The 25533-nt window shown below is 52.9% G+C and carries 25 protein-coding genes and 1 pseudogene; 18 read left to right on the plus strand and 8 right to left on the minus strand.

What is annotated here, in order from left to right; translation table 11 throughout:
* Positions 1-52 precede the first annotated feature (52 nt).
* Positions 53-895 (minus strand): hypothetical protein, encoded by an 843-nt coding sequence (locus AC16KF_RS13200; protein WP_484037795.1) that lies wholly within the window; start codon positions 893-895, stop codon positions 53-55.
* A 32-nt stretch (positions 896-927) separates the two neighbouring features.
* Between AC16KF_RS13200 and AC16KF_RS13205 the strand changes: the two genes are divergently transcribed.
* The 6 genes from AC16KF_RS13205 (at position 928) to AC16KF_RS13230 (ending at position 8235) form a co-directional block, all read left to right on the plus strand.
* Positions 928-1542: a P1 family peptidase gene (locus AC16KF_RS13205; RefSeq protein ID WP_484038041.1), complete on the plus strand. Its 615-nt coding sequence runs from the start codon at positions 928-930 to the stop codon at positions 1540-1542.
* A 235-nt stretch (positions 1543-1777) separates the two neighbouring features.
* Positions 1778-2245 carry a hypothetical protein gene (locus AC16KF_RS13210; RefSeq protein WP_484037796.1) on the plus strand — a complete coding sequence of 156 codons (468 nt, stop codon included), beginning with the start codon at positions 1778-1780 and terminating at the stop codon, positions 2243-2245.
* 29 nt (positions 2246-2274) lie between these two features.
* Positions 2275-4158, plus strand: coding sequence for a tetratricopeptide repeat protein (locus AC16KF_RS13215; protein ID WP_484037797.1), 1884 nt, complete (start codon positions 2275-2277; stop codon positions 4156-4158).
* A gap of 189 nt (positions 4159-4347) precedes the next feature.
* Complete coding sequence (locus tag AC16KF_RS13220) at positions 4348-5292, plus strand: ATP-binding cassette domain-containing protein (RefSeq protein WP_484037798.1); 945 nt, start codon at positions 4348-4350, stop codon at positions 5290-5292.
* A 190-nt stretch (positions 5293-5482) separates the two neighbouring features.
* Complete coding sequence (locus AC16KF_RS13225) at positions 5483-6742, plus strand: ABC transporter permease (RefSeq protein WP_484037799.1); 1260 nt, start codon at positions 5483-5485, stop codon at positions 6740-6742.
* Between the two features lie 296 nt (positions 6743-7038).
* Entirely contained in the window at positions 7039-8235 is a 1197-nt protein-coding gene (locus AC16KF_RS13230) for an ABC transporter permease (protein ID WP_484037800.1), read from the plus strand.
* A gap of 107 nt (positions 8236-8342) precedes the next feature.
* On the opposite strand, the gene hutU is transcribed toward AC16KF_RS13230, so the two are convergent.
* Both hutU and AC16KF_RS13240 read right to left on the minus strand, forming a co-directional pair.
* Complete coding sequence (gene hutU / locus AC16KF_RS13235) at positions 8343-9995, minus strand: urocanate hydratase (protein WP_484037801.1); 1653 nt, start codon at positions 9993-9995, stop codon at positions 8343-8345.
* Between the two features lie 133 nt (positions 9996-10128).
* The gene (locus tag AC16KF_RS13240; protein WP_484037802.1) at positions 10129-10452 is read right to left on the minus strand and encodes an SCP2 sterol-binding domain-containing protein; all 324 of its coding nucleotides are present in this window, start codon (positions 10450-10452) and stop codon (positions 10129-10131) included.
* Between the two features lie 51 nt (positions 10453-10503).
* On the opposite strand from AC16KF_RS13240, the gene AC16KF_RS13245 reads away from it, so the two are divergent.
* Entirely contained in the window at positions 10504-10986 is a 483-nt protein-coding gene (locus AC16KF_RS13245; RefSeq protein ID WP_484037803.1) for a GNAT family N-acetyltransferase, read from the plus strand.
* Between the two features lie 157 nt (positions 10987-11143).
* Here AC16KF_RS13245 and AC16KF_RS13250 read toward each other — a convergent pair whose 3' ends face one another.
* Both AC16KF_RS13250 and AC16KF_RS13255 read right to left on the minus strand, forming a co-directional pair.
* Positions 11144-11722, minus strand: coding sequence for an SAM-dependent methyltransferase (locus AC16KF_RS13250; protein ID WP_484037804.1), 579 nt, complete (start codon positions 11720-11722; stop codon positions 11144-11146).
* A 298-nt stretch (positions 11723-12020) separates the two neighbouring features.
* On the minus strand, positions 12021-13166 hold the full coding sequence (locus tag AC16KF_RS13255) for an MFS transporter (RefSeq protein WP_484037805.1): 1146 nt from the start codon (positions 13164-13166) through the stop codon (positions 12021-12023).
* 57 nt (positions 13167-13223) lie between these two features.
* Between AC16KF_RS13255 and AC16KF_RS13260 the strand changes: the two genes are divergently transcribed.
* From AC16KF_RS13260 to AC16KF_RS13290, 7 genes are all read left to right on the plus strand, one after another.
* The gene (locus AC16KF_RS13260) at positions 13224-13739 is read left to right on the plus strand and encodes an aminoacyl-tRNA deacylase (RefSeq protein WP_484037806.1); all 516 of its coding nucleotides are present in this window, start codon (positions 13224-13226) and stop codon (positions 13737-13739) included.
* 154 nt (positions 13740-13893) lie between these two features.
* Positions 13894-14871 (plus strand): squalene/phytoene synthase family protein, encoded by a 978-nt coding sequence (locus AC16KF_RS13265; protein ID WP_484037807.1) that lies wholly within the window; start codon positions 13894-13896, stop codon positions 14869-14871.
* 167 nt (positions 14872-15038) lie between these two features.
* Positions 15039-16346 carry an NfeD family protein gene (locus AC16KF_RS13270; RefSeq protein WP_484037808.1) on the plus strand — a complete coding sequence of 436 codons (1308 nt, stop codon included), beginning with the start codon at positions 15039-15041 and terminating at the stop codon, positions 16344-16346.
* A gap of 38 nt (positions 16347-16384) precedes the next feature.
* Positions 16385-17329: a lipoyl synthase gene (gene lipA, locus AC16KF_RS13275; RefSeq protein ID WP_484037809.1), complete on the plus strand. Its 945-nt coding sequence runs from the start codon at positions 16385-16387 to the stop codon at positions 17327-17329.
* A gap of 156 nt (positions 17330-17485) precedes the next feature.
* Complete coding sequence (locus AC16KF_RS13280) at positions 17486-18022, plus strand: P-loop nucleotide/nucleoside kinase family protein (RefSeq protein WP_484037810.1); 537 nt, start codon at positions 17486-17488, stop codon at positions 18020-18022.
* A gap of 65 nt (positions 18023-18087) precedes the next feature.
* Positions 18088-18603, plus strand: a complete 516-nt coding sequence (locus AC16KF_RS13285) for a putative immunity protein (protein WP_484037811.1) — start codon at positions 18088-18090, stop codon at positions 18601-18603.
* 10 nt (positions 18604-18613) lie between these two features.
* The gene (locus AC16KF_RS13290) at positions 18614-19435 is read left to right on the plus strand and encodes an SDR family NAD(P)-dependent oxidoreductase (RefSeq protein ID WP_484037812.1); all 822 of its coding nucleotides are present in this window, start codon (positions 18614-18616) and stop codon (positions 19433-19435) included.
* 142 nt (positions 19436-19577) lie between these two features.
* Here AC16KF_RS13290 and pheA read toward each other — a convergent pair whose 3' ends face one another.
* The 3 genes from pheA to tpx all read right to left on the minus strand — a co-directional run bounded on the left by pheA (position 19578) and on the right by tpx (position 22212).
* A complete protein-coding gene (gene pheA / locus AC16KF_RS13295; protein ID WP_484037813.1) occupies positions 19578-20390 on the minus strand; it encodes a prephenate dehydratase in 813 nt (270 codons plus the stop codon).
* Positions 20391-20458: 68 nt separating this feature from the next.
* Complete coding sequence (locus AC16KF_RS13300; protein ID WP_484037814.1) at positions 20459-21637, minus strand: pyridoxal phosphate-dependent aminotransferase; 1179 nt, start codon at positions 21635-21637, stop codon at positions 20459-20461.
* 50 nt (positions 21638-21687) lie between these two features.
* Positions 21688-22212, minus strand: coding sequence for a thiol peroxidase (tpx, locus tag AC16KF_RS13305; RefSeq protein WP_484037815.1), 525 nt, complete (start codon positions 22210-22212; stop codon positions 21688-21690).
* Between the two features lie 401 nt (positions 22213-22613).
* Between tpx and AC16KF_RS13310 the strand changes: the two genes are divergently transcribed.
* From AC16KF_RS13310 to AC16KF_RS13325, 4 genes and pseudogenes are all read left to right on the plus strand, one after another.
* Complete coding sequence (locus AC16KF_RS13310; protein ID WP_484037816.1) at positions 22614-23465, plus strand: isocitrate lyase/PEP mutase family protein; 852 nt, start codon at positions 22614-22616, stop codon at positions 23463-23465.
* A gap of 18 nt (positions 23466-23483) precedes the next feature.
* Complete coding sequence (folE, locus tag AC16KF_RS13315) at positions 23484-24143, plus strand: GTP cyclohydrolase I (protein WP_484037817.1); 660 nt, start codon at positions 23484-23486, stop codon at positions 24141-24143.
* Positions 24144-24208: 65 nt separating this feature from the next.
* A pseudogene (locus AC16KF_RS13320) lies at positions 24209-24829 on the plus strand (DsbA family oxidoreductase); the annotation flags it as partial.
* A gap of 226 nt (positions 24830-25055) precedes the next feature.
* Complete coding sequence (locus tag AC16KF_RS13325) at positions 25056-25529, plus strand: carboxymuconolactone decarboxylase family protein (RefSeq protein WP_484037818.1); 474 nt, start codon at positions 25056-25058, stop codon at positions 25527-25529.
* Positions 25530-25533 lie beyond the last annotated feature (4 nt).

The raw sequence follows: 25533 nt of genomic DNA on the forward strand, positions 1-25533 counted from the left end.
GGCAGACCGCGCTCGTTTTCCGCCCATCGTCTCACGCCTGATAGCTCTCTCGCTATGCGCCGCCCAGGGAGAATTTTTTGCGCAAATTTCCCCACGCCGTTTTCACCGTTAACCCCGCCCGCCAAAACGCAACCGCCGCCATCCCATGCGCGAGGACCGCAAACAGCGGCGGAGTTTGAAACGTGTAATACGTCCAGCACTCGCGCGTGGTTCCCCACAGTTCGAGATAATATCCCAGCCCTGAGCCAGCGATGAAGGTGAGGATGGCATAGCGGTGATCGGTTGGTGTGAGAATGAGGAGAATGGAGAGAAGTAGCGCGAGCCAGGTGAAAGACTTGTCGAATGTTGGGGCAACGAAGACCAGCATCAAGGTCAGGAAGGAGGCGAAAACGATCCAGTACAGTGTTTTAAAATTTAACACAAAGGACACGAAGTACACAAAGGAATTCTTTTTTAAATCCCTCGTGACCTTTGTGTCCTTTGTGGTAAGAAAAAGAATTGCGCGTGTGATGCGGTCTATCGAGAGTGATGCGATGGGCCAGGCGGGGATGATCCACAACGGCGGACGTTCGGCGGTGTAGTAATGCCAGAGATTCGTTTGTGTGCCCCACGATTCGATTGCCAGCCCGCCGCAGATGCCAACGAAGATAATGAGCAGGTCGGTTTTGAGGTTTGCCCGCGCGATGATCGTCACCGACATGAACCCAAAGATGCCTAGCAAGAGCCAGTCCATGGTTCGCCACCATGCGCCGTTCCAATCCACGTACTTGAGGTATTCTTCCGCAAGGGGCCACCAGATGTAAACGATCAGGAAGACCGTGAGGATGAACCCGCCGAGGAGTATGGACGAGTCGCGCGTCCAGAAGTTGCGAAGCGTGTTGCGAAGCGTGGACATGGGCGGGATTATAGCAGGGAGATGAAGGCTCAATCGCGGAAGGAAGCGTCGGTGGCGGGACGGGGATGATCTGTTACGAGTTCAAAGGCGGGAGCGGGACGTCATCCCGAAAACTTCCTGAAAAATTCGGCGGGTGGACTGTCGGCGCGTTCGCGCAATCCAATTTTGGGTCGAGGTTTCAATTCACGGTGGCGGGAGCGCCCGTTGGGAATCATTTGAAAGAGGGCGCGGTGTGGTCGGGCGGCGAAAACCCGTATCACGATGACGGCTCGCTGATCGTCGTGCTGGCGACGGACGCGCCGCTGTTGCCGCATCAACTCAAGCGGATCGCAAAACGCGCAACGCTCGGCATGGCGCGCACGGGCTCGCTGGGCGGCAACGGTTCGGGCGATATTTTTTTCGCGTTCTCGACCGCCAACCCGAACATCGCGCTCGGCAAAGAAAACGGACTCGCCGATCTGCGCGCGCTCGATAACGAGCATCTCAATCCGCTGTTCGCCGCGTCGGTCTTTGCGACAGAGGAGGCGATCATCAATTCAATGGTCGCGGCGGAGGATATGACGGGGCATAACGGTTTCACGGTGAAGGCTCTGCCGCATGAGGAGGCGAGGGAGGTGTTGAGGAGGTACAATAGGTTAAGTAAATAATCGGCGGAGTTTTCGATAGTATTCAATTGTCGTATACTTTCCACGGGTATATAATATGTAGGTGTGTACATAAAGATTTATCGAGGGATTATCAGGCATTTACCTTACAAAATCCAATGTACTTTGGCTTGATTAGAAACACATTGTGTCGCAAAAAACCATACTTAATTTGAGTTGTTAGTACACACTAATCAATCTTGAAGATGTCTCACCTAATGAAAGAGGAGATTATGTTATGAACATTGAATTAATTGCAGCAGCGATTACAACCGCGTTGGCGCCTTTTATGCCGTTTCTGATTGAAATTGGAGCGACAACAAGCAAGAAAATAGTAGACGTTGTAAGCGAAAAAAGCGGGGAAGAAGCCTGGAATCTGGCGCAAGAGTTATGGAACAAGATAAAAATCTATTTTGAAAATGATGCAGACATAAAAGGTGCAGCTCTTATGGTTTCTGCAAAACCAAAAGACGAATCCCGACAAACTTTATTGGCGGTTGCACTTACAGAAAAGTTGAAAGAGAATCCAAAATTGGCACAAGAGTTATTTGATCTATTGGGGGGACAAAGTGCTGTGCAAAGAGTTTTAGCTAATCGCAAAAGCTGGGTCAAAGATGTGACACAAAAAATAAACGGAAGCGGCGAGCAAACTATTAAAGCAGATAATAACAGTCGAATTCAAGGCGTCAAACAAATTAAAAAGTAGATTCTTTAGTAGTGATAAAGGAGGTAATGATGGATTCACAAAATGATGATCATACAAAACAGGAAATCAAGGTGGAGCATGGTGTCGTCAAGAATGTGATTCAAGCGGTCATTCATTTACCGTCATGGGCGTGGGTAATTGGAGCAATTGTTATTTCGATTGGCTTATGTACTTTTGCTGCAATGTTCAATATACCAACATTGCAAACATTTATTCCCACAGAACCTCCATTTGCGACTGCGTCTACTGACCAATCGCTTATTATCATAGCAGATTTTGATAATCGTAGTGATGGAAAATATGAGGGAATTGACCCAGCACAATACATTTACGAACAATTGAGGGTACAAGCGGAAAAAGATAAATTAGACATAAGAGTTGAACGCCTGCAAGAGGTGGTTAACGACAATACAGTAAAACCTGTTGGAGAAGCATATAACGCTACACTGATGGTTTGGGGATGGTACGATTCATTAACTATAACGCCACGTATTGAACGCATAAAAATATTAAAAGGCGATATTTCCAATCGGGAAGGTGCGCAATTAAGCCTTACCGAACCTGATAACGTGACTTTTGGCAAGATATTCACTGCGGAATTGCCCGCTCAAGCTGGGTATTTAGCCATGTTCACGCTTGGAGCAGATAAATATTTCAACGAACAATTTGATGACGCAATAATTTACATGAACAACTCAATTGAATTTGCTGACAAAAGCGGCGAACAGGCAATCGGCACTGAAGAGGCTTATTTTATTCGCGGAAACGCCTTTCTTCACACGGCAGAAGATGACAACGCTATTGCCGATTACAATAAGACAATCGAATTAAATCCAGATTATGCGCCAGCCTATAACAACCGCGCGATTGCATATTTTAATAAAGGAATCTTTGACCGCGCTATTACAGACAGTAATAATGCAATTGAATTAGATCCAAATTATGCTGAAGCATACACTAATCGCGGAATGGCTTATGTTTACAAAGGCGAATATAAGAAGGCGTTTTCGGATCAGAATAAAGCAATCGAATTAAACCCAAATTATTACATAGCTTACAATAATCGCGGGCTGGTTTATTCTTACAAAAATGACCATGACCAGGCTATTGCTGATTACGACAAGGCAATTGAACTAAATCCGAATTCAGCAAAAACTTACTCAAACCGCGGGAATGCCTATTTAGCCAAAGGTGATTATGATCGCGCCATTGCTGACCATAACAGAGCGATTGAGTTAAATCCAAATTCTGCAGAGTTTTATTACAATCGCGGGAACGTCTATTTGGTCAAAGGGAGTTACGACCAAGCTATCGCCGACTACAATAAGGCAATTGAATTAGATCCAAATTTTGTTGAAGCCTATAACAATCGCGGGCTGCTTTATTCTCGCAAGGGCGACCTTGACCAAGCTATTGCTGATTACAGTATGGCGATTGAATTAAATCCAAATTTTGCTACAACTTACCTTAACCGCGGGACTGCTTATGCCAGACAAGGCGAATATAATCGAGCAATTGTAGACTACGACAAAGCAATTGAACTAAATCCAAATTCTGCCAACGCCTACATGAACCGCGGGCTGGCTTATTCTTACATGGGTGACCATAACCAATCTATTGCTGATTACTCAAATGCAATAAAACTTAATCCAGATAATCCTGATGCTTACAATGGTCGTTGCTGGGAGTATTATACTTTGGGCGATTACAACAACGCATTACCCGATTGCGAAAAAGCAGTAGCCATCGCACCAGATACAGACTACATTCTCGATAGTCGCGCTTCAGTCTACGCGAAGTTAGGGCGCACAGAAGATGCCATCAAAGATTTTGAGCGTATTTTGGAAATTTCCAACGATATAGAGTTGAGAAAACATGCTGAAGATGAATTAAAGAAATTAAGAGAGCAATGATCTGGCATCACCTTATGTGAAGCAATTTCGTCAAGCAGTTTACGAACTGAATAATAAGTCGAAGGGGATTCTAACTTGAAGATCAATCATCGGCGAATAAACGTGCAAGAGGAAGATTCCTTGTCTCTTTCTGAAACCTATTGTCCCACCCTCCGTATGTGTTTGTAGTGTTCATTCCATGGAGTTCTCATGCCCAACATCCTTGAATCCCAAAATCTCGTCAAAAAATACGGAGACTTCACCGCCGTCAAAGGAATCACCTTCGACATCAAAGAGGGAGAGATCTTCAGCCTGCTCGGTCCCAATGGCGCGGGGAAGACGACGACCATCTCGATGCTGTCCACGTTATACGCGCCCACGTCTGGCGATGCAACCATCGGCGGACATTCCGTGACGAAAGACCCGATGGCGGTCAAGCGCGTGATCGGAGTCGTGCCGCAGGATTTGGCTCTGTACGAAGACCTCACCGCAAAAGAGAATCTCGTCTTCTGGGGGCAGATGTATGGACTCGGTGGCAAGTCCCTCAACAGCCGCGTGGATGAAGTGTTGGAGCAGATCGGTTTGACCGATAAAGCCAAGAACCGAGTCAAAACCTATTCGGGCGGGATGAAGCGCCGCGTCAACATCGGCGTGGGTCTGCTTCACAAGCCGCGCCTGCTGTTCATGGACGAACCCACCGTCGGCATTGATCCGCAATCGCGGCGGGCGATTCTCGATACGGTCAAAGACCTCAACAAACATGGCATGACCGTTCTCTACACCACGCACTACATGGAAGAAGCCGCCGAACTCTCGAGCCGCGTCGGCATCATAGATCATGGCGAACTCATCGCGCTCGGCACGCAGGACGAACTCACCAAACAAGTCGGCGAAACTGAAACACTTATTTTGCATATCGGCGAAAACGAAGACCCCGACGCGCTCGCCAAAGCATTGAGCGGAGTCGAAGGCGTGCAAAAAGCGGATGTGACCGATCACGAGGTCAGCGTCATCACATCCGATGCGAAAGACATTCTCGCGGCGGTGGTTGGCAAAGCCAACGAGCGCGGCATCAAGATCCGCTCGATTGACATCCGCGAGCCGAATCTTGAAGCGGTTTTTCTTCACTTAACAGGGAGAGCGCTGAGAGATTAGAGAGTGGAAAGTAGAGATTGACCCGCTCTCCACCTTCCACTGCCTACTGTCCACTTTCCAGCCCTCACACATTCCACACGTAAACACGTAGGCACGTAACCTGAAACCTGAAACCCTCAACACACTATGTAACTCGTAACTCCTATCTCCTATCTCCTATCTCCGAACTCCTAACAACCGGATCCCCCTCATGCTCAAACTCCTCCTCATCGGCATCAAAGACCTCAAACTCATGTTCCGCGACCGCGCCGCGCTCATCTTCATGCTCCTCGCGCCGTTCCTGCTCACCATCGGACTGGGATTTGTGACGGGTCGCTTCAGCGGCGGCTCGACCGGGCTTTCAGACATTCCCGTCGTCATCGTCAATTTGGATCAAAAGGAGTTGGGCAACGCGCTCGAAGAATTATTCAACTCCGCCGATCTGGCAGACCTGGTGGAACCGACCACTTCATCCGACCCCGAGGCGGCTCGCCGATTAATCGACAGCGACCAAGCCTCAGCCGCCATCGTCATCCCACAAGGATTCACCGACAGCGTCATCCCTGCCGAGGGGACAACGTTCGACTCAACCGCCGTTCAGCCTGCTCCCGTTCAAATCGAAGTGTACGCCAACCCATCGCGTCCGACAGGCGCGGGCATCATCAAAGCCATCGTAGACGAATTCCTCTCGCGCGTCGAAGAAGGGCGCGTGAGCGGCACGACCTCCCTCGTCGGCTTGATGCAAAGCGGACTGTTGAATCCGCAGGACGTGGCGAGCGAAGCGCAAGAGTTATTCGCAAACGTGGACGAATCCGAATCCACCGCCATCACGCTCAAGACCGACACCCAAGGCGCGGAAGCCGTTGAGTTCGACCTGCTTGCCTACTTCGCGCCGGGCATGGCGTTGATGTTCCTCATGTACACCGTCTCGTACGGCGGACGCTCCATCCTTGCCGAACGCTCGCAAGGCACTCTTCCGCGCATGTTGATCTCGCCCACCTCCAACGCGCAGGTGTTGGGCGGCAAGGTGTTGGGAATCTTCTTGATGGGCGTCGCGCAGGTCGGCGTTTTGATCCTCGCCTCTTCGATCTTCTTTCAGGTGCAATGGGGCGACCCGCTTGGCGTTTTGGTTTTGATCCTCGCCGCAGTCTTCGGCGCCACGGGCTGGGGCATGTTGATCACCGCCTTTGCCCGCACGCCCGCGCAAGTGGGAAGCACAGGCGCGGCGGTCATGCTCATCTTCGGCATCCTCGGCGGAAGTTTCATGAGCCTTGAAAACTTCCCGCCGTTCATGCAGACCCTCAGCAAGATCACGCCCAACGCCTGGGGCATGGACGGTTTCGTCACCCTCGCCCTCGGCGGCACGTTGAAGAATCTAACCGAACCCGTCACCGCATTGCTCATCATGGGCGCGTTGTTGTTCGCCGCCTCGGTCGTGTTGTTCAATCGGAATGGGATCGCGCAACAGTAAATCTGACGCAGAGTCTCAGACACTGTTTCTTAAGTACACGGATTTGACGGGTTACACGATCAAACGCGGATTTTTAAATGGTTTTCTCCGTGAACTCCGTGCTATCCGTGTCCAAAAAAAAGACTTATAGGACTTACGCAGTTGAACCTGTTGCGCCGTAGTTGCACTGCGGCGGCGGCAGTACAACTGCCCGCCAACTGCGGAAGTTCTGACTTAAGAAACACTCTCAGAGACGCGGAGAAAAAAAAGAATCTCCGAGTCTCGGTGTCTCTGTGGCAAGAAGGTCAAAAACAACCATGAAGAAAATTTTCGCCATCGCATGGAAAGACGCCATCGTCCGCTTTGCCAGCCCATCGGAGTTGTTGTTCTTCATCATCCTCCCGATCGTGTTCACCTTCCTGCTCGCCGGTGGGACGCCTTCGAACGACGACGACAACCGCATCCGTGTACCGGTCGTGGATGAATCGCAGACAGCCGTTTCGCAACAGATCATTGACGAATTGGAGAATTCGACGGCGGTTCGTCCCGAGGTGGTGACGCGCGCCGAGGCGCAGAGTCAATTCGACGACCGTCGCGCCGACGCGGTGTTCATCATCCCCGCGGGTGTTGACATCGAGGCGCTGCAAAACGGTTCCGCCCAAGTGGAGATGCTCCAACAACCCAGCAACCTCAACGCGGGCATCGCGCAACGCGCCATCCTCACCGCCATCCGCCGCGTGAGCAGTTCGGTCTCCGCCGCCCAGAATGCGGTGAGGCAACGCGAAGCGAAACAAGCCTTTGCCTCCGACGCGGAGAAACAAGCCTATTTCGAAAGTTCGCTCACGCTGGCGCAGGACATTCAAGCCGACGCGCCCGAACGAGTGACCGTCATCGAAGGGACGACGCCCGACCGGGTGAATTATGACCCGCGCGCCAACTCTTCGGCGGGACAATTGATCACGTGGGTGTTCATTCCGCTCTTTGGGATTTCAGCCCTGTTTGCAAGCGAACGACAAGGGGGAACGCTGCGCCGCCTGCTCACCACGCCAACCACGAAAGCGACATTTCTGCTCGGCACGATCTCGGGGCAGGTGGCGATGGCATTGATTCAAATGTTCCTGCTGGTCGGCTTTGCGATTCTGGCGATGAAATTGAACTGGGGACGCGATCCGCTCGCGTTGTTCGTCATCCTGCTTGCCTCGGCGCTTGCGGCGGCGGCGTTCGGCGCCACGCTGGGAACGTTCATCAAGACCGAAGCGCAAGCCAGTGGGGTGAGCATCATGTTCGGCATGGTCATGGCGCTCATGGGCGGATGCTGGTATCCGCTGGAACTATTCCCGACGGCGATTCAAAGCGCGGTGAAAGTGTTGCCAACCACATGGGCAATGCAGGGCATGCTCGATCTCGTTGCGCGCGGCGGAGGCTTGGTTGATATTCTTCCCGAAGCGGGAGTCTTGCTGGTCTTCGCGGCGATCTTCTTGAGCGTGGGAGTTTGGAGATTTAAGTACGAGTAACACTGGGCGCAAACAGATATGATTTTCAGTTGCGCGCAAACATGAACTCACCCGCGAAAGATGCATTTGGGGGTGAGTTCATGTTTTTGATGGCTTGGTTGTTTCGCTTACTTCAACATCGGCATTTTAATGCCGTGACGTTTCGCCGCCTCGAGGGCAATCTCATACCCGGCGTCGGCATGACGGACAACCCCCATGCCCGGGTCAGTCGTCAGCACGCGCTCCAACCTGCGAGCCGCTTCCGGCGTCCCGTCTGCCACGATCACCTGGCCCGCATGTTGCGAATACCCCATGCCCACGCCGCCGCCATGATGGAACGATACCCAGGTTGCCCCGCCCACGGCGTTGATCAGCGCGTTGAGGATCGCCCAATCTGAAATGGCGTCTGAACCGTCTTTCATCGATTCGGTTTCCCTGTTCGGAGAAGCGACCGAGCCCGAATCCAAATGGTCGCGTCCGATCACGATCGGCGCTTGTACTTTGCCGCTCGCAACCAGTTCATTGAACTTCAACCCGGCTTTGACTCGCTCGCCGTAACCCAGCCAGCAAATCCGCGCGGGCAATCCCTGAAACGGAACTTTCTCGCGCGCCATCTTCAACCAGCGATGCAAATGCTCATCCTCGGGGAACAACTCCATGATCGCTTGATCGGTCGTGTAAATATCTTCCGTGTCGCCTGATAACGCCACCCAGCGAAAAGGACCCTTGCCCTCGCAAAACAATGGGCGAATATATGCGGGAACGAATCCAGGAAACTCAAACGCGTCGTTTACGCCGTTATTGAACGCTTGTTGCCGCAAGTTATTTCCATAGTCGAACACTTCCGCGCCCGCGCGTTGAAATGCCAGCATGGCTTGCACATGTTTCGACATCGAATCCATCGCCATCTTTTTATATTTTTCTGGATTCGACTTCCGCAACTCGTCTGCCGCGGCGATCGATACACCCGTCGGGACATAGAACAGCGCCTCATGCGCCGACGTTTGGTCTGTCACCACATCGGGGACGACTCCACGCTTCGAGAGTTCGTCGTACACATCCGCCGCGTTGCCGATCAACCCAATGGATTTTGGGATTTGCTTCTCCTTGAACTCTTCAACAAGGGTCATCGCTTCCTCAAGATTATCCACGACCATATCCACGTAGCCGATGGCGCGGCGGCGTTCGGCGCGTTCGGGGTCCACTTCAACGATCAGCCCCACGCCTTCATTCATGGTAATGGACAGCGGTTGCGCGCCGCCCATACCGCCGAGACCGGCCGTGAGAACAAATTTGCCTTTCAGCGATCCCCAGCCTTTGAGCTTTGCCAACGCGCCGAACGTTTCGTAAGTGCCTTGCAAAATTCCCTGCGTGCCGATGTAGATCCACGAGCCAGCGGTCATCTGCCCGTACATGATGAGTCCCTTTTTGGCTAACTCATCGAAGTATTCCCACGTTGCCCAGTGCGGCACAATGTTCGAATTGGCGATCAACACTTTGGGCGCGTCTTTGTGACTCTTGAAAACAACGACAGGCTTCCCCGATTGCACAAGGAGCGTTTCGTCCGCTTCAAGATTTTTCAACGACTCGAGGATCGCGTCGAACGACTCCCAATCGCGCGCGGCTTTTCCGCGTCCGCCGTAGACGACGAGATCGTCGGGCTTTTCCGCCACCTCGGGGTCGAGGTTGTTTTGGATCATGCGATACGCCGCTTCGCTGAGCCAGTCTTTGCAGGTGAGTTGAGCGCCGCGCGGCGCGCGGATAGTTCGAGGTGCAGACATGACGCGTCTCCTTGTTAATAATGATCTGTCGGCAATTATAGCCGAGGGGATTCATGTTCCAAAACATTGGGCATCCAAACAAAAAGAGGATGCCATGCGTTCGGCATCCTCTTGCTCAGTGAAACGAAGTCGATCAGCGCTTGAACAACGGCAACAACTTCATGATTTCAGTCATATCGCCCTCCACCTTGGCTTTGCCCATCATGAATGCCTTGGCAGGGTCGAGTTTTCCTTCCGCCACAGCCAGAATATCGTCCGTATCGGCGGTGACTTTGAAATCAGGGGAGGCATGAACGCCCTTGTTGATCGTAACCTTGCCGTCTTTGATTTCAGCGTTCCATTGACCCGCCTGGGAACCAGTCACATTTAATTGAACGGAAGCGTTCACCCCTTTTGCCTGGTCGACCTGAAAACTCTTTGGAGCCATTGCAATTAGACCTTCGATTGTGTAGGACATGATTTGTCTCCTTGAAAAATATGAGATCGAACAACAAGCGCATTATAGCACGTGAACAACGGGTATACTCCCGTCATGCCCATCCTCCTCCGCCCCGCCACCGACTCTGACCTACCCATCCTCTACAAGCAACAACTCGACCCCGAAGCGACGACGATGGCGGCGTTCCCAGCACGGGATGAAGAGGCGTTTTACGCTCATACAAAAAAGATCATGGCGGACGAGTCGGTGATCTTCAGAATCATTGTCCACGATGAGCAAGTGGCGGGAAGCATCGGCAGTTGGGAAATGGAAAGTCACCGCGAAGTCGGGTATTGGATCGGAAGGGAATTTTGGGGGAAGGGAATCGCGACGCAGGCATTGACGCAATATTTGGAGGTTGAAAAGATACGTCCATTATCCGCGCATGTGGCGAAGCACAATGTTGGGTCGAAACGCGTGCTGGAGAAGAATGGATTCAAGGTCATTGGGGAGGATTCGTACACTAATCCAGCAGGTGTGTTGGTGGATGAGTTCGTTTTGAAATTGGAGTAACTTGCCTTCAAGAAGTTCAGGATCGATACTCAATTTGATCTCTTGAACCGCGAAGTGACTCCATGGCGCCATGCGACACACGCTAAGGGCGCCAAATTTTAATTCCTTCTTTGCGTTCTTCGCGCTCTTAGCGGTAAATATTGAAGCTTACCCACCATCAATCATCAGGGAGAGGGGTATGTTTCAACAGATACGTTGTCAAACTTCCATGTTGCGGCGGCATGGTATAGATGAAGAACAGGTCAGGCTCGTCGAACAGGGACGGTTCCCACTCAGGGAAATCTGCCGAGATCGAAACCAGCCTTGATCCGCGCTTCATCTGTTTCTCCAAATACGGAGCGAGCCGCGTAACTTCCCTCGATGTGGCGTAGATGAAAATAACATCCGCCTCGCTCAAATCCGTTTTGAGATAATTTCCCCATTTGAGTTGAATTTTATTCCCAAGCCCGCTTGCGACAATCCGCAACCAGATCAACGCGCATTGGACAGGTCCCACTTCGATGCCAACAGACTTTGCGCCAAATTCTTGCGCGGCGATCAACAACACGCGACCATCGCCCGCGCCGAGATCGTAGAGAGTTTCATTCGGCTGAAGGTTCGCGGACTTCAACGCCTTGCGGATTCGGTCTGGATGCGTGGGACGCGAGGGCAATCCATACAATGCGGGGATGAAGACCCATAGCAAGCCGAGGAGGAAGAGAAAGAGGAAGAAGCCGTAGAGGATTAGGATGATCATGGTAGTTGAGTCCGCTTTTGTAGATTACAGGACTTACGCAGTTGGCGGGCAGTTGGACTGCCGCCGCCGCAGTGCAACTACGGCGCAACAGGTTCAACTGCGTAAGTCCTAGATTAAGAATTTAACCGAGCAATCCTTGCGCTCTGTTTTGAAATACGGAGTCGCTGAGTCACGGGCTTTTTAAATTGGTTTATTTCGGCAGGCTCAATACAAGTTCTCAGCGTCTCTGTGCCTCGCCCGTCCCGATGCTTTTTCGGGAGTGGTTAGGTGTATTGCCCGATTATATGGAAAAGCGCGATCAATCATGATGGCGCGAAACATACCACACAGCCGCCAGCCCGAGTACATTGAATAGTATCGCTACGCTGGTCACCAACGAAAAACCGACAGCATATAACGCGGGTCCAAGCAATGCCCCGAGCACACGCCCAACCGAATGAGCCGCGCCTGCCAGCGACAAGGTTGTCGCGCGAGCCGAAGGCATCACTTCCGACATCAGGGGAATGATGCTGACAATTGTAAATTCAAATGTGATATAGAACAGGAATAACCCCGTCAACGCTCCGAGTTGCGTGCGACCGATCAACGGCAGGAGGATCGCCGCCGCGCAGTTCGCAAGGATGCCGATCCCCGCCGCGCGCACTTTGCCCACGCGGTCGGCAAACAACGCGACGAATCCCTCCCCGCCCAATTCCGACAAGCCGATGAATACCGACGCGCCCGCCAGCGCGGCGATCTGCAGTTTGAATGAATCCTCCAACCACAAGGCAAAGGTGACGTTGATCACTTCATTCCCAGCCGTGATGGATAAACCGATCATAAACGCGATCAACACCACAGGCGATTTGAGAATTTGCTTCAAGTTGCCAAACAACCCGTCTTCGTGATGAACGGGCTTTGTTGAATCGGTCAGCGTGAATGCGATATATAAGAAAGCGAGCAAGCCCAACAAACCGAAGATCAAATAGGGCGTCGACCATGTATAACGGGAAAGGGTCCATCCCACCAACGGCGCTCCAAGCACAAACGCCAGCGACCACGCGAACTCAGTCACCGCAAGCGCCGTGCCGCGTTTTTCATACGCCACATGGTCGGCAATGTACGAGGACAACGACGGATCGAAGAATGCTTTAGCCAACAGACCGAAAACAAGCGCAATGCCGAGCGTTGTTAGGGTGGGCGATATCGCCACCACTGCCGCGCCGCTCACGAACAAACCCAGACCCAACAACATACCGAATTTACGTCCGCGCGCTTCGATGAGCGGGATGACAAACGCGGCGAATGCGCCAACCATGGCGCGCCGCGCGATCAACTCCGAGATGGCGTGGGGATCCACGCCAAGCCTGCTTGCAAAGACCGTGATGAACGGATAGATCATCCGATACGGCGTGTTGAGGATCACGCGGATGAGCGTGAACGTGACGAGTTTGAAGTAACTCACAAAGATTTTTCCTTATTGACGATGTAATGGCTTTGGGGCATGGTATGATTTTACACGATGGATGCTTCGTCTCCGCTCAGCGTGAAACCGCCCGCCAGCCTCGCATTGGATTCTCTGGGCATCGAACACCGCCTCTTTGTCCACGGGACGGCTGTTTCATCCTTCGAGGAAGCCGCGTCCGCCCGAAACCAGCGACCTGAGCAAGTTGTCCGCAGTATTTTGTTTCAGATACGAGCAGGCGAATTTGTGATGGTGCTAATCGCAGGACCCGTGCAGGTGAATTGGAAAAAACTGCGCGACCTCGTCAAACGTTCGCGCATCCGCATGGCAACCGAGGAGGAAGTGTTGGAAGTGACGGGTTACCGAGTCGGGACGGTGAGTCCGTTTGGGGTGGCGAGTCAGTTCGAGGTCATGATTGACGCGAGCGTGTTGAAAGAGGATGAAGTCTCTATCGGGTCGGGAGTCCGCAATACGGCGATCATCATGAAGAGCGAGGATCTTCGTCGCGCGTTGAAAGACGCGGAAGTCGTTGCACTCGCGGAGGACTCTCCATCGCAAGGGTCGGTAAATTAATAATTTCTATATGTTTGTTCGCTCGCAGTTGCACTGCGAGCGGGATGCAGTACAACTGCATCCCAAACAGGGAGATGACTCTCCATCGTAAGTCCTACGTTCGCATCCGGTGTAAAATGACAGGGTTTTATTTTTCGGTTTATTTGAGGCGATCATGATCCCATTGAAAGACCTGTTGAGGATGGCGAGCCGCACGTTCGCCATCGGCATTGAACAATTGCCCGCCGTGTTATGCGACGCGGGAACGGTGGCATACCTGCTCTTGCGCGTGTCCGATTATTTGGAGGACAACGAGGAGATGCCAGCGGAGAAAAAGATCGAACTGTTGAATCTGTGGGCGGATGTGCTGAACGGCTCGGCAAACGTGAGCGATCTCACGAGTCGGATTCAAGACGCCGACACATCGAACCCAGACGCGGTGGTGGCACAGCATGCGGAGGATATTCTGGCGCGGCTGGCGCTACTCCCAAAAGAGGTGCGCGAGATCATCACGCCGCATGTGATTCACAGCACGCAGGGCATGGCGCGTTGGGTGGCGCGCGGACCGCAAGTGAACGACGAAGCCGACATGGACGATTACATGTTCGAGGTGGCGGGGCGCGTGGGCTATTTGCTCACGCATCTGTTCGCGTGGTATTCGTTGTTCATCCGTTTCCGCATCAAGGAGTTGCTCCCGCTCGCGCGCGAATTCGGGCTGGCTCTGCAAACCGTCAACGTGATTCGCGGCTTGAGGAAAGACTACGAGCGCGGCTGGGTGTACATCCCGAAAAAGTTTTTGGAAGCGGTGAATTTATCGGCGCATGAATTATTCCTGCCAGAGAACCGCGCCGAGGCGATCAAAGTGTTGGACATGCTTGCCGACAAGGCGGAGCGTCACTTACACGCGGCACTCACTTGCGTAAAAACTCTTCCACGCTGGCAGCACCGCATCCGTCTCGCGTGCATCTTCCCACTCATGTTCGCCATCCGCACGCTCGCCATCAGCCGCCGCAACACGGACGTGTTCAACTCGGAGGCAAAAATGTCGCGCGAGGAAGTGAAACGCATCGTGCGTGACGCCACGCTCTGGGGCTGGTCGAACCGCTGGCTGGATCGGTATTCGAGAGAGTTGAATGTGGTGGCAGAAGAGTAAAAAAACATCTAACCACGAAGGGCACAAAGAACACAAAGGGGGAAAAGAGCTTGGTTTATAGGTTTGCCCCTTCGTGACCTTTGTGTACTTTGTGTTTAAAAAGGTTCTCCCATTAAAAACGGCATAGTCATAATTGGGGTTAAGGTTTGGGGGTTATAATCCACGCCATGAAACGGATCGGCTTACTTCTAATTTTTCTTGGTGCGGTGATGAGCGTCTTCCAGCCTGCGCGCGCGCAAAGCGACGAGCCGCTCGCGCTGGTGATGACCGCCGACGGGCCCATCATGCCGCCGATGTACGAGTACATCAAACGCGGGGTTGAAACGGCAGAACGAAGGAACGCCGAAGTCCTCATTATTCAACTCAACACGCCGGGCGGGCTCATTAGCACAATGAAATCTATCGTTGCGATCATACGCGCCAGCGATGTGCCTGTAATCGTGTACGTTTCGCCGCGCGGCGCATGGGCAGGGAGCGCCGGCGCGCTCGTAACTATGTCGGGTCATGCTTCGGCAATGGCTCCTGAAACCGTCATCGGTTTTGCCAGCCCCGTGGGCGGCTCGGGAGAGGATCTTGGCGAAACGATGAAGGCAAAAGAGATGGAGGCGCTTACATCTCTTGCGCGTACTCTGACCGAACGACGCGGCGCTGAAGCCGTTAAGCTTGCCGAGGCAATGATCGTGGAAGCCAAAGCCGTCACTAACCAGGAGGCGCTCGAAGCCGGGTTCATAGACTTTGTTGTGGACGACATTGACGACCTGCTCGAATCGCTCAACGGTTTCACCGTGCAAATGAGCGATGGGCCGCGCGTGTTGAACACAGAAAACGCGGATGTCCAGCCGCTGGACATGAGTTTCATCGAGCGCTTCATCCTCCTGCTGATTGACCCGAACATTGCGTTCCTCTTAATTGCCATCGGCGTGCAAGCCGTGCTCATCGAAATCTCCAGCCCGGGCGGATGGGTCGCGGGATTCATCGGCGTCGTCTGCCTCACGCTGGCGACGTACGGCGTGGGCGTGTTGCCCGTCAATTGGTTCGGATTTATTTTCATGGCAACCGCGTTCGTCCTATTCATCCTCGATATCAAGGCGCCGACTCACGGCGCGTTAACCGCGGCAGGAGTCGCGTCGTTCATCGTCGGCGCGTTGGTGCTGTTCAATTCGCCGGGCACGCCGCAATTCCAACGCGTGTCTGTCCCGTTGGTGATCGCCACCGGTATTTTGCTGGGTCTGTTTTTCTTCGGCATCCTCGTGTACGCGTTACGCGCGTTGCGCGTGCCGGTCAGCGTGGGGGTCGAGTCGCTCGCGGGAAAAATAGGAACAGTTCGAAGTTGGGATGAAGCGGGCGGGCAAGTCCAGTTAGAGTCCGAGTTGTGGAGCGCGTCATCAGTGAACGAATCTGAAAAAATCAGTAAGGGAGATAAAGTGGAAGTCGTCGAAGTCAGCGGAATCCGATTGAAAGTGAGAAAGAAGTAAAGCGGGATACCATCCCGCTCCACGCTTCAACCCCCATTATGTCTGTTACACCAACTCGAGACCGAATCATCCCCCCCAGCGACGTGCGCCCTCTGCGCCGCCCCGAATGGATCAAGGTGCGCGCGCCCGCGGGTGAAAATTACGAACGCATTCAAACGTTGATGCGCTCGAAATCGTTGCATACCGTGTGCGAAGAAGCGATGTGCCCGAACCTCGGCGAATGTTGGGGGAGCGGCACCGCCACGTTTTTGATGCTCGGCGACGTGTGCACGCGCACGTGCGGATTCTGCGACATCAAACACGGCAAGCCGACGATGATGGATTGGGGCGAAGCCGAACGCGTGGCGCAAGCCGTCAAATCCATGGAGTTGAAACACGCGGTCATCACATCGGTGAATCGTGATGAGAGGCGGGATGGCGGCTCTCCGATTTTTGCTATGGTGATTCGCCGCATTCGAGAAGTTCTGCCAGGCTGTTCCATCGAAGTGTTGATCCCCGATTTCAAAGGTTCGATTGAGGCGTTGAAAATTGTGATGGACGCGCGACCTGAAATTTTGAATCACAACGTGGAGACCGTGCCGCGCTTGTTCAAGCAAGTCCAACCGCAGGATAACTACGATTGGGCGGCGGCGACTCTCTCGAACGCAAAGAAACTCGACCCCGATGTGTTGACCAAGTCTGGAATCATGGTCGGTCTCGGTGAAGAAATGGACGAGATCAAAGCCGTGATGCGCGATCAACGCTCATGGGGCGTGGACATTTTGACCATCGGTCAATACCTGCAACCGAGCAAGAAGCACATGCCCATTTCGAGATATTACACCATGGAAGAGTTCGCCGAACTGCGCGACTACGGCAAAGAGATCGGTTTCAAATGGGTCGAGTCGAATCCGCTGGTGAGGTCGTCGTATCACGCGGCGGAGCAGGTGAGGGCGTTGAGTGTGGTGCATCGGAAGTTGTATGGGGAGAGAGTGGAGAATTAGAGGATTAGAGGATTAGAGAATTGGAGACTGGAGATTGAGACTCCCGCTGGCGAATCGTCGGCGGGAGTTTTTGGTTTCTCGGTTTGAATTGAGCGTATAATTTGTACAAAGGTAGTTGGGCTTCGTCGCCCATATGAGTTGGGTCTTATCAACACAATGAAAAAGTCAAACAGTTCTGCCAGATTAATTATCGTTTGTGGTCTGCCTGGCTCAGGAAAGACAACTTTGGCAAAGTGCCTTGAGGATGACCTGCACGCTGTTCGCCTATCGCCAGACGAGTGGATGGATGCGCTCTCCATTGATCTTTATGACGAAGAAACTCGAGCAAGGATTGAATCGCTCCAATGGAAGTTAGGTCAACGACTGCTTGAACTTGGTCTTGTGGTCATTATTGAATGGGGAACATGGGGAAAATCTGAGCGTGATGCATTGCGTGAAGGCGCTCGTAATCTTGGCGCTGCTGTCGAACTGCACTACCTGTATGCGCCTCCTGAAATTCTTTTCGAGCGCATTCAGCGCCGAAACATGGAGAATCCACCAATAAAACGTGAAGATGTTTTGCGGTGGGCAGAGATGATTCAGGTTCCAACGGAAGAAGAAATGAGCTTGTTTGACCCTGCGAGTGAATGCAAGCAAAATTTGGAAACATTTTTTCATGAAGACGCAGTAAAACAAACGCGCAGTGGACGATGAGGATTCTACTTTAATTAGACTGCCTAAGAAAGCGTTAGGCAGAAGAATCGCTTACGAACTAACAAATGATCTTACCCAAAAAACGAGACCCTCGATTCATCACCACCCGTCGCGGCGGGACGCTCACAGACTCGGATCATCACCTGCTTGCGGTTTGGGCGGCGGATTGCGCAGGGCATGTATTGCATCTGTTCGAGGAGATTCAACCCAATGATGATCGTCCGCGCCGCGCCATCGAAGCGACTCGCGCGTGGGCGCGCGGGGAATTCAAAATGATGGAAACACGCGCACTGGGCGGTCATGCAATGGGTGCAGGGAGGGATTTGCGTGGAGCCGCGCGTTTCGCCGCATTTTCTGCGGGGCAGGCGGCAGTGACGGCGCACGTCGCGGCACACGAACTTGGCGCGGCGGCATATGCGATCAAAGCCGCGATGGCGGCGGCAGTTGAGGGTCAGGAAAAAGAAGCGGGGCGTCTCGAATGCGAGTGGCAGCGCGCGCAACTTCCAAATGACATCCGCGCTCTTGTGCTTGACGACCAGAAGTTGCGAAATGAGATCTGTTGGTTCGTATTCGATCAATGAGGAGCGCAAAGTGACAAAGCAAATTGTTTTGACTGGCGGGTCGTCTGGGATTGGATTGGAATTGCTGAAGATTCTGTTGGAAAAAGAACATCGGGTTGCTGTTGTTGTGAGAAACCAAGAGCAATCAGATGAACTTCAAAATAATTTTCATTCAACCAACCTGGAGATTTTTATCGCCGATCTCAGCGTCCAATCGGAGGTCGTCAATGTTGCCACGATGATTCGGGAAAAACTTGGCAAGGTGGATATTCTGTTCAATAACGCGGGAGTGTTGCTGGAAAAAATCGTCAAGTCGAAACAGGGCAACGAAATGCACTTTGAGGTGAACACGCTTTCCCCATATCTATTAACTCAGAGTTTGAAACCAGCCCTGACCCAATCCGCCGATCCGCTCGTGGTGAATACCGCAACGGATGGGTTACATCAGATCCCAAAGATCAAAGTCGGCGAACTCCTCCACCCCAAAGACAACCAACCCCCAATGGGCATGTACCTGTACTCGAAGCTTGCTCTCGCGCTGTTAATGAAGCGCAATTCGGAAAAATTCCGCAGGGATGGAATCAGAGTGATAAACGTTTCACCCAGCGGAAACAAAACAAAGATGTCCATGGGCAAAGGAATGCCGATTTGGATGAAACCTCTTGTGACATTATTTTACAAACATCCTCAGCACGGAGCCAAACTGCTTTACCGCGCGGCGTTTGGAGAAGAACATCTTGGGAAAACCCAAATTTACTTGCAGAACAATACCGTGAAAGAAATTCGAACTTCGATCAACGATGAGCAGGCGTCAGATTTGCTGAGCGGATTGAAAGTGGGCGCTATTCATTGAAACAATAGTCGGCGCTTCACGAAAGTTCAGGCGTCAGTTGCGCTGCGTCAAGAACTATTTTCGTGATCTATGGATAATAGACCTTTTGCGAAGTAAAACTTACTTCTGCAAGGGGACTACTAACCTTTCAGGGCAATTTTCATCACCCCCTAAACCTCGCATACGACCCCAGCACGCGCAGTGTCAGCGCGTATTCGTTCAGGTGGTCGAGCGCGCGGTTCGAGGCTTCCTCGTTCGCCGAACCGATGAAATCAATATAAAACAGATATTCCCACGGCTTGCCCTGCAACGGGCGCGACTCGATCTTGGTCAGGTCAATGTCGCGCAAGGCAAACACCGACATCGCCTTGAACAGCGAGCCGGGCTGGTTCTTCAACGTAAACACGATGGACGTCTTCGCTTCGCCCGCCGGGACAACTGCTTCTTTTTGGATGGCGAGGAACCTCGTGTAGTTCTCCGCGTTATCTTCAATTCCCTCTTCCAGAATCTGCATGCCGTAAATTTCTGCCGCGCGGCGCGAAGCGACCGCCGCCGTGTCGCGCGCGCCCGACTCTTTCAGCATCTTCACGCTCCCCGCGGTGTCGTACACAGGCTCCGCTTGGATGCCGCGCTTTCGCAAATACTCGGCGCACTGCCCCAGCGCCTGCGGATGGCTGATGGCTTTTTTGATTTCATCCATCTTCACGTTAGGCAACGCGATCAAACAATGCCGCACGCGCAATGGATACTCGCCTACGATGCGCAGGTCGTTTCGCAACAACAGGTCGTAATTCTGATGGATGCTCCCCGCCAGCGAATTTTCGATGGGGATCAATGCCGCGTCGCTCCGCCCGCTGTTGACTGCCTCGAACACCGCGTCGAACGACTCGCAGGGGAGCGACTTGACCTCCCCGAAATAATCGAACACCGCCTGCTCGCTATACGCGCCATGCTCGCCTTGAAATGCAATCTTCATAAAACCTCCAGTCTCAGGTCAAAGGTTGAATGTCGAAAGTTGCGAAACCTGAAACCTTGAACTTGAAACTATTGTTCTTCCGCCCACTCCACGATCCTCCTGAACCCCGTCTCCACTTCCTCATCCGACGCGGCGATGGACATGCGGATGAATCCCTCGCCCAGTTCGCCGAACGCGGAGCCGGGGACAAGCCCCACGCTTTTCTCTTCGAGAATCCGTTCGCACATTTCCACGTCGTTCATCTTCAACGCGCGCAGATCGAGGAAGCAGTAGAACGCGCCCTGCGGCGGCGTCACGCGGACTTTGTCGCTTTCCAGCTCAGCGGATAATTTCATCACCAACGCGCGCCTCCGCGTGTATGCCTCGCGCATCTTCGCCGTTTCTTGTTGCACGCCGGGATCCGTCAACGCGAACGCGGAAGCTTTTTGGATGAACGGCGCAACGCATGTGATGCTGTTCTGTCCCGCCTTCACCGCGTTCGAAATCACGCGCTTGGGCGCGGCGAGAAAACCCACGCGCCAGCCGGTCATCGCGTAGGTTTTCGAGAGGCTTTGAATAATCAATGTCCGTTCTTTCGCGCCTTCAAAGGAGGCAAGCGAGGTCGGCTTTTCTTCAAAATATAAACTGTCATAGACTTCATCTGTAATGACCCACAGGTCGCGCGCTTTCGCAAAGTCCTGCAATTTTTGCAGATACTCGCGCGAAGGGACGATGCCCGTCGGGTTGGAGGGATAGTTGACGACGATGGCGCGGGTCTTTGGCGAAACAGCCCGCGCCCACGAGTCGAACGAAGGGATGAATCCAGCCTCCACGGGGGCAGGGACGCGGGTCACTTCCGCTCTCAGCATCATCGCTAAATTGACGTGAGTCGCCCATGTGGGGTCGGGGATCAAGACCTCGTCGCCGGGATTCAAAATGGATTGCATCGCCGAAAAATACGCGTGGATGCCGCCGTGCGTGACGATGATCTCGGAGGCGGGGTCGTACGAAACGCCTTCGTCGCGCATCAACTTGCTGGCGATGGCAGAGAGGAGCTCCGGTCTGCCGCGCGAGGGTCCGTAGTGTGTCAGTCCCTCTTGCAGGGCTTTGCACGCCACGTCGATCACCGCTTGCGATGTCGAAAAATCGGGGTCGCCTTGTTGCAAACCGATGATTTTTTTTCCGCTGGCTTTGAGCGCGGAGATGCGGTCGCCCATCGCCACTGTGGGTGATTGGCGGAAATGCTCGAACTGTTCATTGAGATTCATGTTGTGACTCCGTTTGAAAAAAGCCCCCGCATAAGCGAGGGCTGAATAGATTATCCTAACGCCTGCTTCGCGGCTTGAATCACTTCGTCGTAATTCGGTTCTTCTCCCAGAGTGGGCAGATAGTTCACGTAGGTGAGTTTTCCATCGCGCCCGACGATGAACACCGAACGGCGTAGATAACGCCGCTCTTTGATCAATACGCCGTATTTGACTCCGAACTCCGCATCCACCACATCCGAAACGACTTTCACTTTCTCCACGCCCGCCGCGCCGCACCAGCGTTTTTGAGCCATCGGGAAATCGGTGCTGATGGTGTAGATGATAATCTCCTCGCTGAGTTTCGCGGCTTCTTCATTGAATCGGCGCGTCTCGCGGTCGCAGACGTCGGTATCGAGCGAAGGGACTGCCGAGAGGATAATCACCTTCCCCTTCGACTCCTCCAGCGGATTCACGCGTCCCCACCCCGGTACAACTGACGTGAAGGCGGGAGCCGTATCGCCCACTTTGACCTCATCGCCCAACAACGTGGCGAAATTTTCGCCGATCTTGAACACATCCGAACGAACAGTAACCATTTGATTCTCTCCAATTGATTGATGAGCGTTATTGTACTAGATAAATCACGCAAGTGAAACGAAGTCTTGACGGGGAGTGTCTAATCGAGAAAGTAAATTCGGCTCAACCGTTATTAACGGGAAAGCCCAAAAACCTTAGCCACGGATTTCACAAATTCACACGGATTGTTTAAAAAATTCGTGAACATCCGTGTAAATTCGTGGCAAAGAATCTTCCTGCGAGTCGTAATCCCCTCAGAAAGGGGAGAGCCGTAAATTCTTTACCATGCGTGAAAAATATTTACCGCAAAGCACGCTAATGCGAAATCTTGAAAATACGACAAATAAGTCATATTTTTATATTAAATATCATAAATATTGTGGTATGATTGGCTTTGAAATCAAAGCGGAGGTACCGATTCATGAACGCGAAACACACTGTCAGCAAAGAGGAACAAATCAAGAAGGCGGAAGATTTTCGCAACCTTCATCACGGTTCGATCCTGATTTTGCCCAACGCCTGGGACGCCGCCTCTGCCAAGATGTTTGAGCGGGCGGGCTTTGACTCGATCGCCACTACCAGCGCGGGAATCGCTTCTTCTTATGGTTATCCTGATGGCGAGATGATGAGCCGCGCTGAAATGCTGGAAGTGGTTCAGCGAATCGCAAAGTCGGTTGAACTGCCTGTTACAGCGGATATGGAAGCGGGGTTCGGCGAGACGCCCGCCGAAGTCGCCGAGACCGCGCGTCTCACGCTTGAAGCGGGCGCCGTTGGGTTGAATCTGGAAGATGGGACGATCAACAAACCTTATCCATTGGAAGACATCGCGCTTCAAGCGGAAAAAATAATAGCCATGCGCGAAGCCGCGCGGACGTTCGGAGTCCCGTTGGTCATCAACGCGCGCACGGACGTATACGAAAAATCCGATAAGCGCGACAAGGCCGCATTGGCGCAAGCCATCCAGCGCGGCAATGCGTATCGCGAGGCAGGCGCGGACTGCGTCTTCGTGATCAGCGTGGACGACAAGCAGACCATCGCCGAACTTGTCCGCGAGATCAACGCGCCGATCAACGTTCTGGCTAGGCACGGAAGCCCGACCATCGCAGAGTTGAAAGAACTTGGCGTGGCGCGAGTCAGTTTCGGGTCCATTCCGATGCGGGCGACGATGTCGTTGGTGGGAAAAATCGCGGACGAGTTGAAACAACACGGCACGTACAGTTTCGCGCGCGACATCCCGACCTACGTTGAGGTGAATCGTTATTTCAACAAATAAACAGGAAAGGATTTATCAATGAACATCCACGACGACCCTGAAGATCTCGAATACCAAACCGCCATGAAACTTCAGTCGCGCCAGATATCGGACGAACAGTTTCACAAGTTCGAAGGCTATGCCGCGGAAATATTTACCGCCTTTGGGCTGGACTTGAACACGCCCGCCACGAAAGATACGCCGCGCCGCTTTATCAAAGCGCTGTTCGACTCTACAGAGGGGTATGACGGCGACCCGAAATTATTGCGCGTTTTCGATACCGAATGCCGCGGCGAACCCGATTGCCGCTTGAGTCAAGTGATCGAGGGCCCGATCCCATTCTTTGCGTTGTGCGAACATCACGCGCTTCCGTTTTATGGGATGGCGTATGTCGGATACATCGCGCATGAGAACATCGTCGGTATTTCCAAATTGACGCGCCTCGTGCGCCTCTTTGCCAAACGCTTCTCCGTGCAGGAACGGATCGGTCAGCAAATCGCCGACACGCTCGAGACGATGCTCCATCCGCATGGAGTGGCAGTCTATCTCGAAGCGCATCACCTGTGCATGGAAATGCGCGGCGTGCGCGAGGTCTCGCCGATCACACGCACCACGGTCTGGCGCGGACATTTCGCGGAAGACGCGGCGCTTCGCTCGGAATTTTTTACCGCATGCGGTTTACAAAGGAATGAGAGATGACAATGCGACAAGGTGAAATACCCGAAATTTTGGAGTGGGCTGAATATTATTGACCGTGGTGTTATGTTGCGGCCGTGCGCCTGCAAAAAATTGCGCCTGAATATGAACGGCGCGTCCGTTTGGTGGAGCGGGCTTTTCCATTGGAAGTGTACGGCGGCGGCCCGCCCGACCGCAAAGAACTCGAATTGGAAATCTGGCTTGCGGCATTACAAGAACCAGCGGCGACGTTCAAACCGTTCAGCGATGATTTCCCCACGACCACGCTTCCCGCTTTCGACGCGGCTTGGTGCGCGTTTCAACAAGGCGAATCCGTCGGACGCGATTTTGACTTGCGAATCCGCCGCGCGTTTTTTGCCGAAGGGCGCAACATCGGCAAGCCCGAAGTGATGCTCGACCTCGCCCGCGAAGCGAATTTAGACATGGATCATTTCACTCGTCTCTTCAACAGCGCTGAACCGCGCGCCGCCGTGCTTGCAGAAGGCAAACTCGGCAAAGAAAAATTTGGCGTGCGCGGCACACCCACCGTCATGTTGAACGACGGGACGAAACTCGTCCATAAGATGTCGTACCCAAAGATCCAAAATTATAAAATTGTTTCGATTGGAAAATTGCCGTGTTGCGGCGAAGGCTGTTATCAAGCCACGCGCCAAATGTTTGAAAGAGCGCTCGCGCAGGAAGTAAAATAAATAAAAAGATCTGACTGCTCAGCCGCCAGCCACACCTTCCATTAGGTCTCTATAAGGCGCTCTTGTTCTTTGCCGAAGCAGGCTCCTAATGATATGGGATTGCTTCGGCGGAAAGAGCAAATGCCCGCCTCGCAACGACATGGCGAAGTAGTTACAAAAAAAACCTTGTGTCCTTCGTGACACTTCGTGGTTAAGAAAAAAATCAAAACTCAAAGGATGAAACAAAATGGAACCGCGTCTCAATTATTCAAAAGTCTCGCCTGAAGGTGTGGAAGGGCTGAGCAAACTCGAAGGCTACGTCCGCAAATCGGGCTTGGAACACAGTCTGCTCGAACTGGTCAAACTGCGCGCCTCACAACTCAACGGTTGCGCCTATTGCATTGACATGCACACCAAAGATGCGCGCACCAACGGCGAAAGCGAACAGCGTTTGTACGGAGTCAGCGCGTGGCACGAAGCGCCGTTTTACACCGACCGCGAACGCGCCGCCCTCGCCTGGACCGAAGCCGTCACGCTCGTCAGCCAAGACCATGTGCCAGATGAAATCTATGCCGAAGCGCGCAAACATTTCAGCGAAAAAGAACTTGTGGATTTGACTCTCGGCATCATCGCTATCAATTCATGGAATCGACTGGCGGTCAGTTTCCGCTCGCTGGCGGGATCGTATCAGCCCGATCATCCAGCCGTGAAGAAGGGCTAGAGAA

The organism is Candidatus Defluviilinea gracilis, from assembly GCF_057138825.1.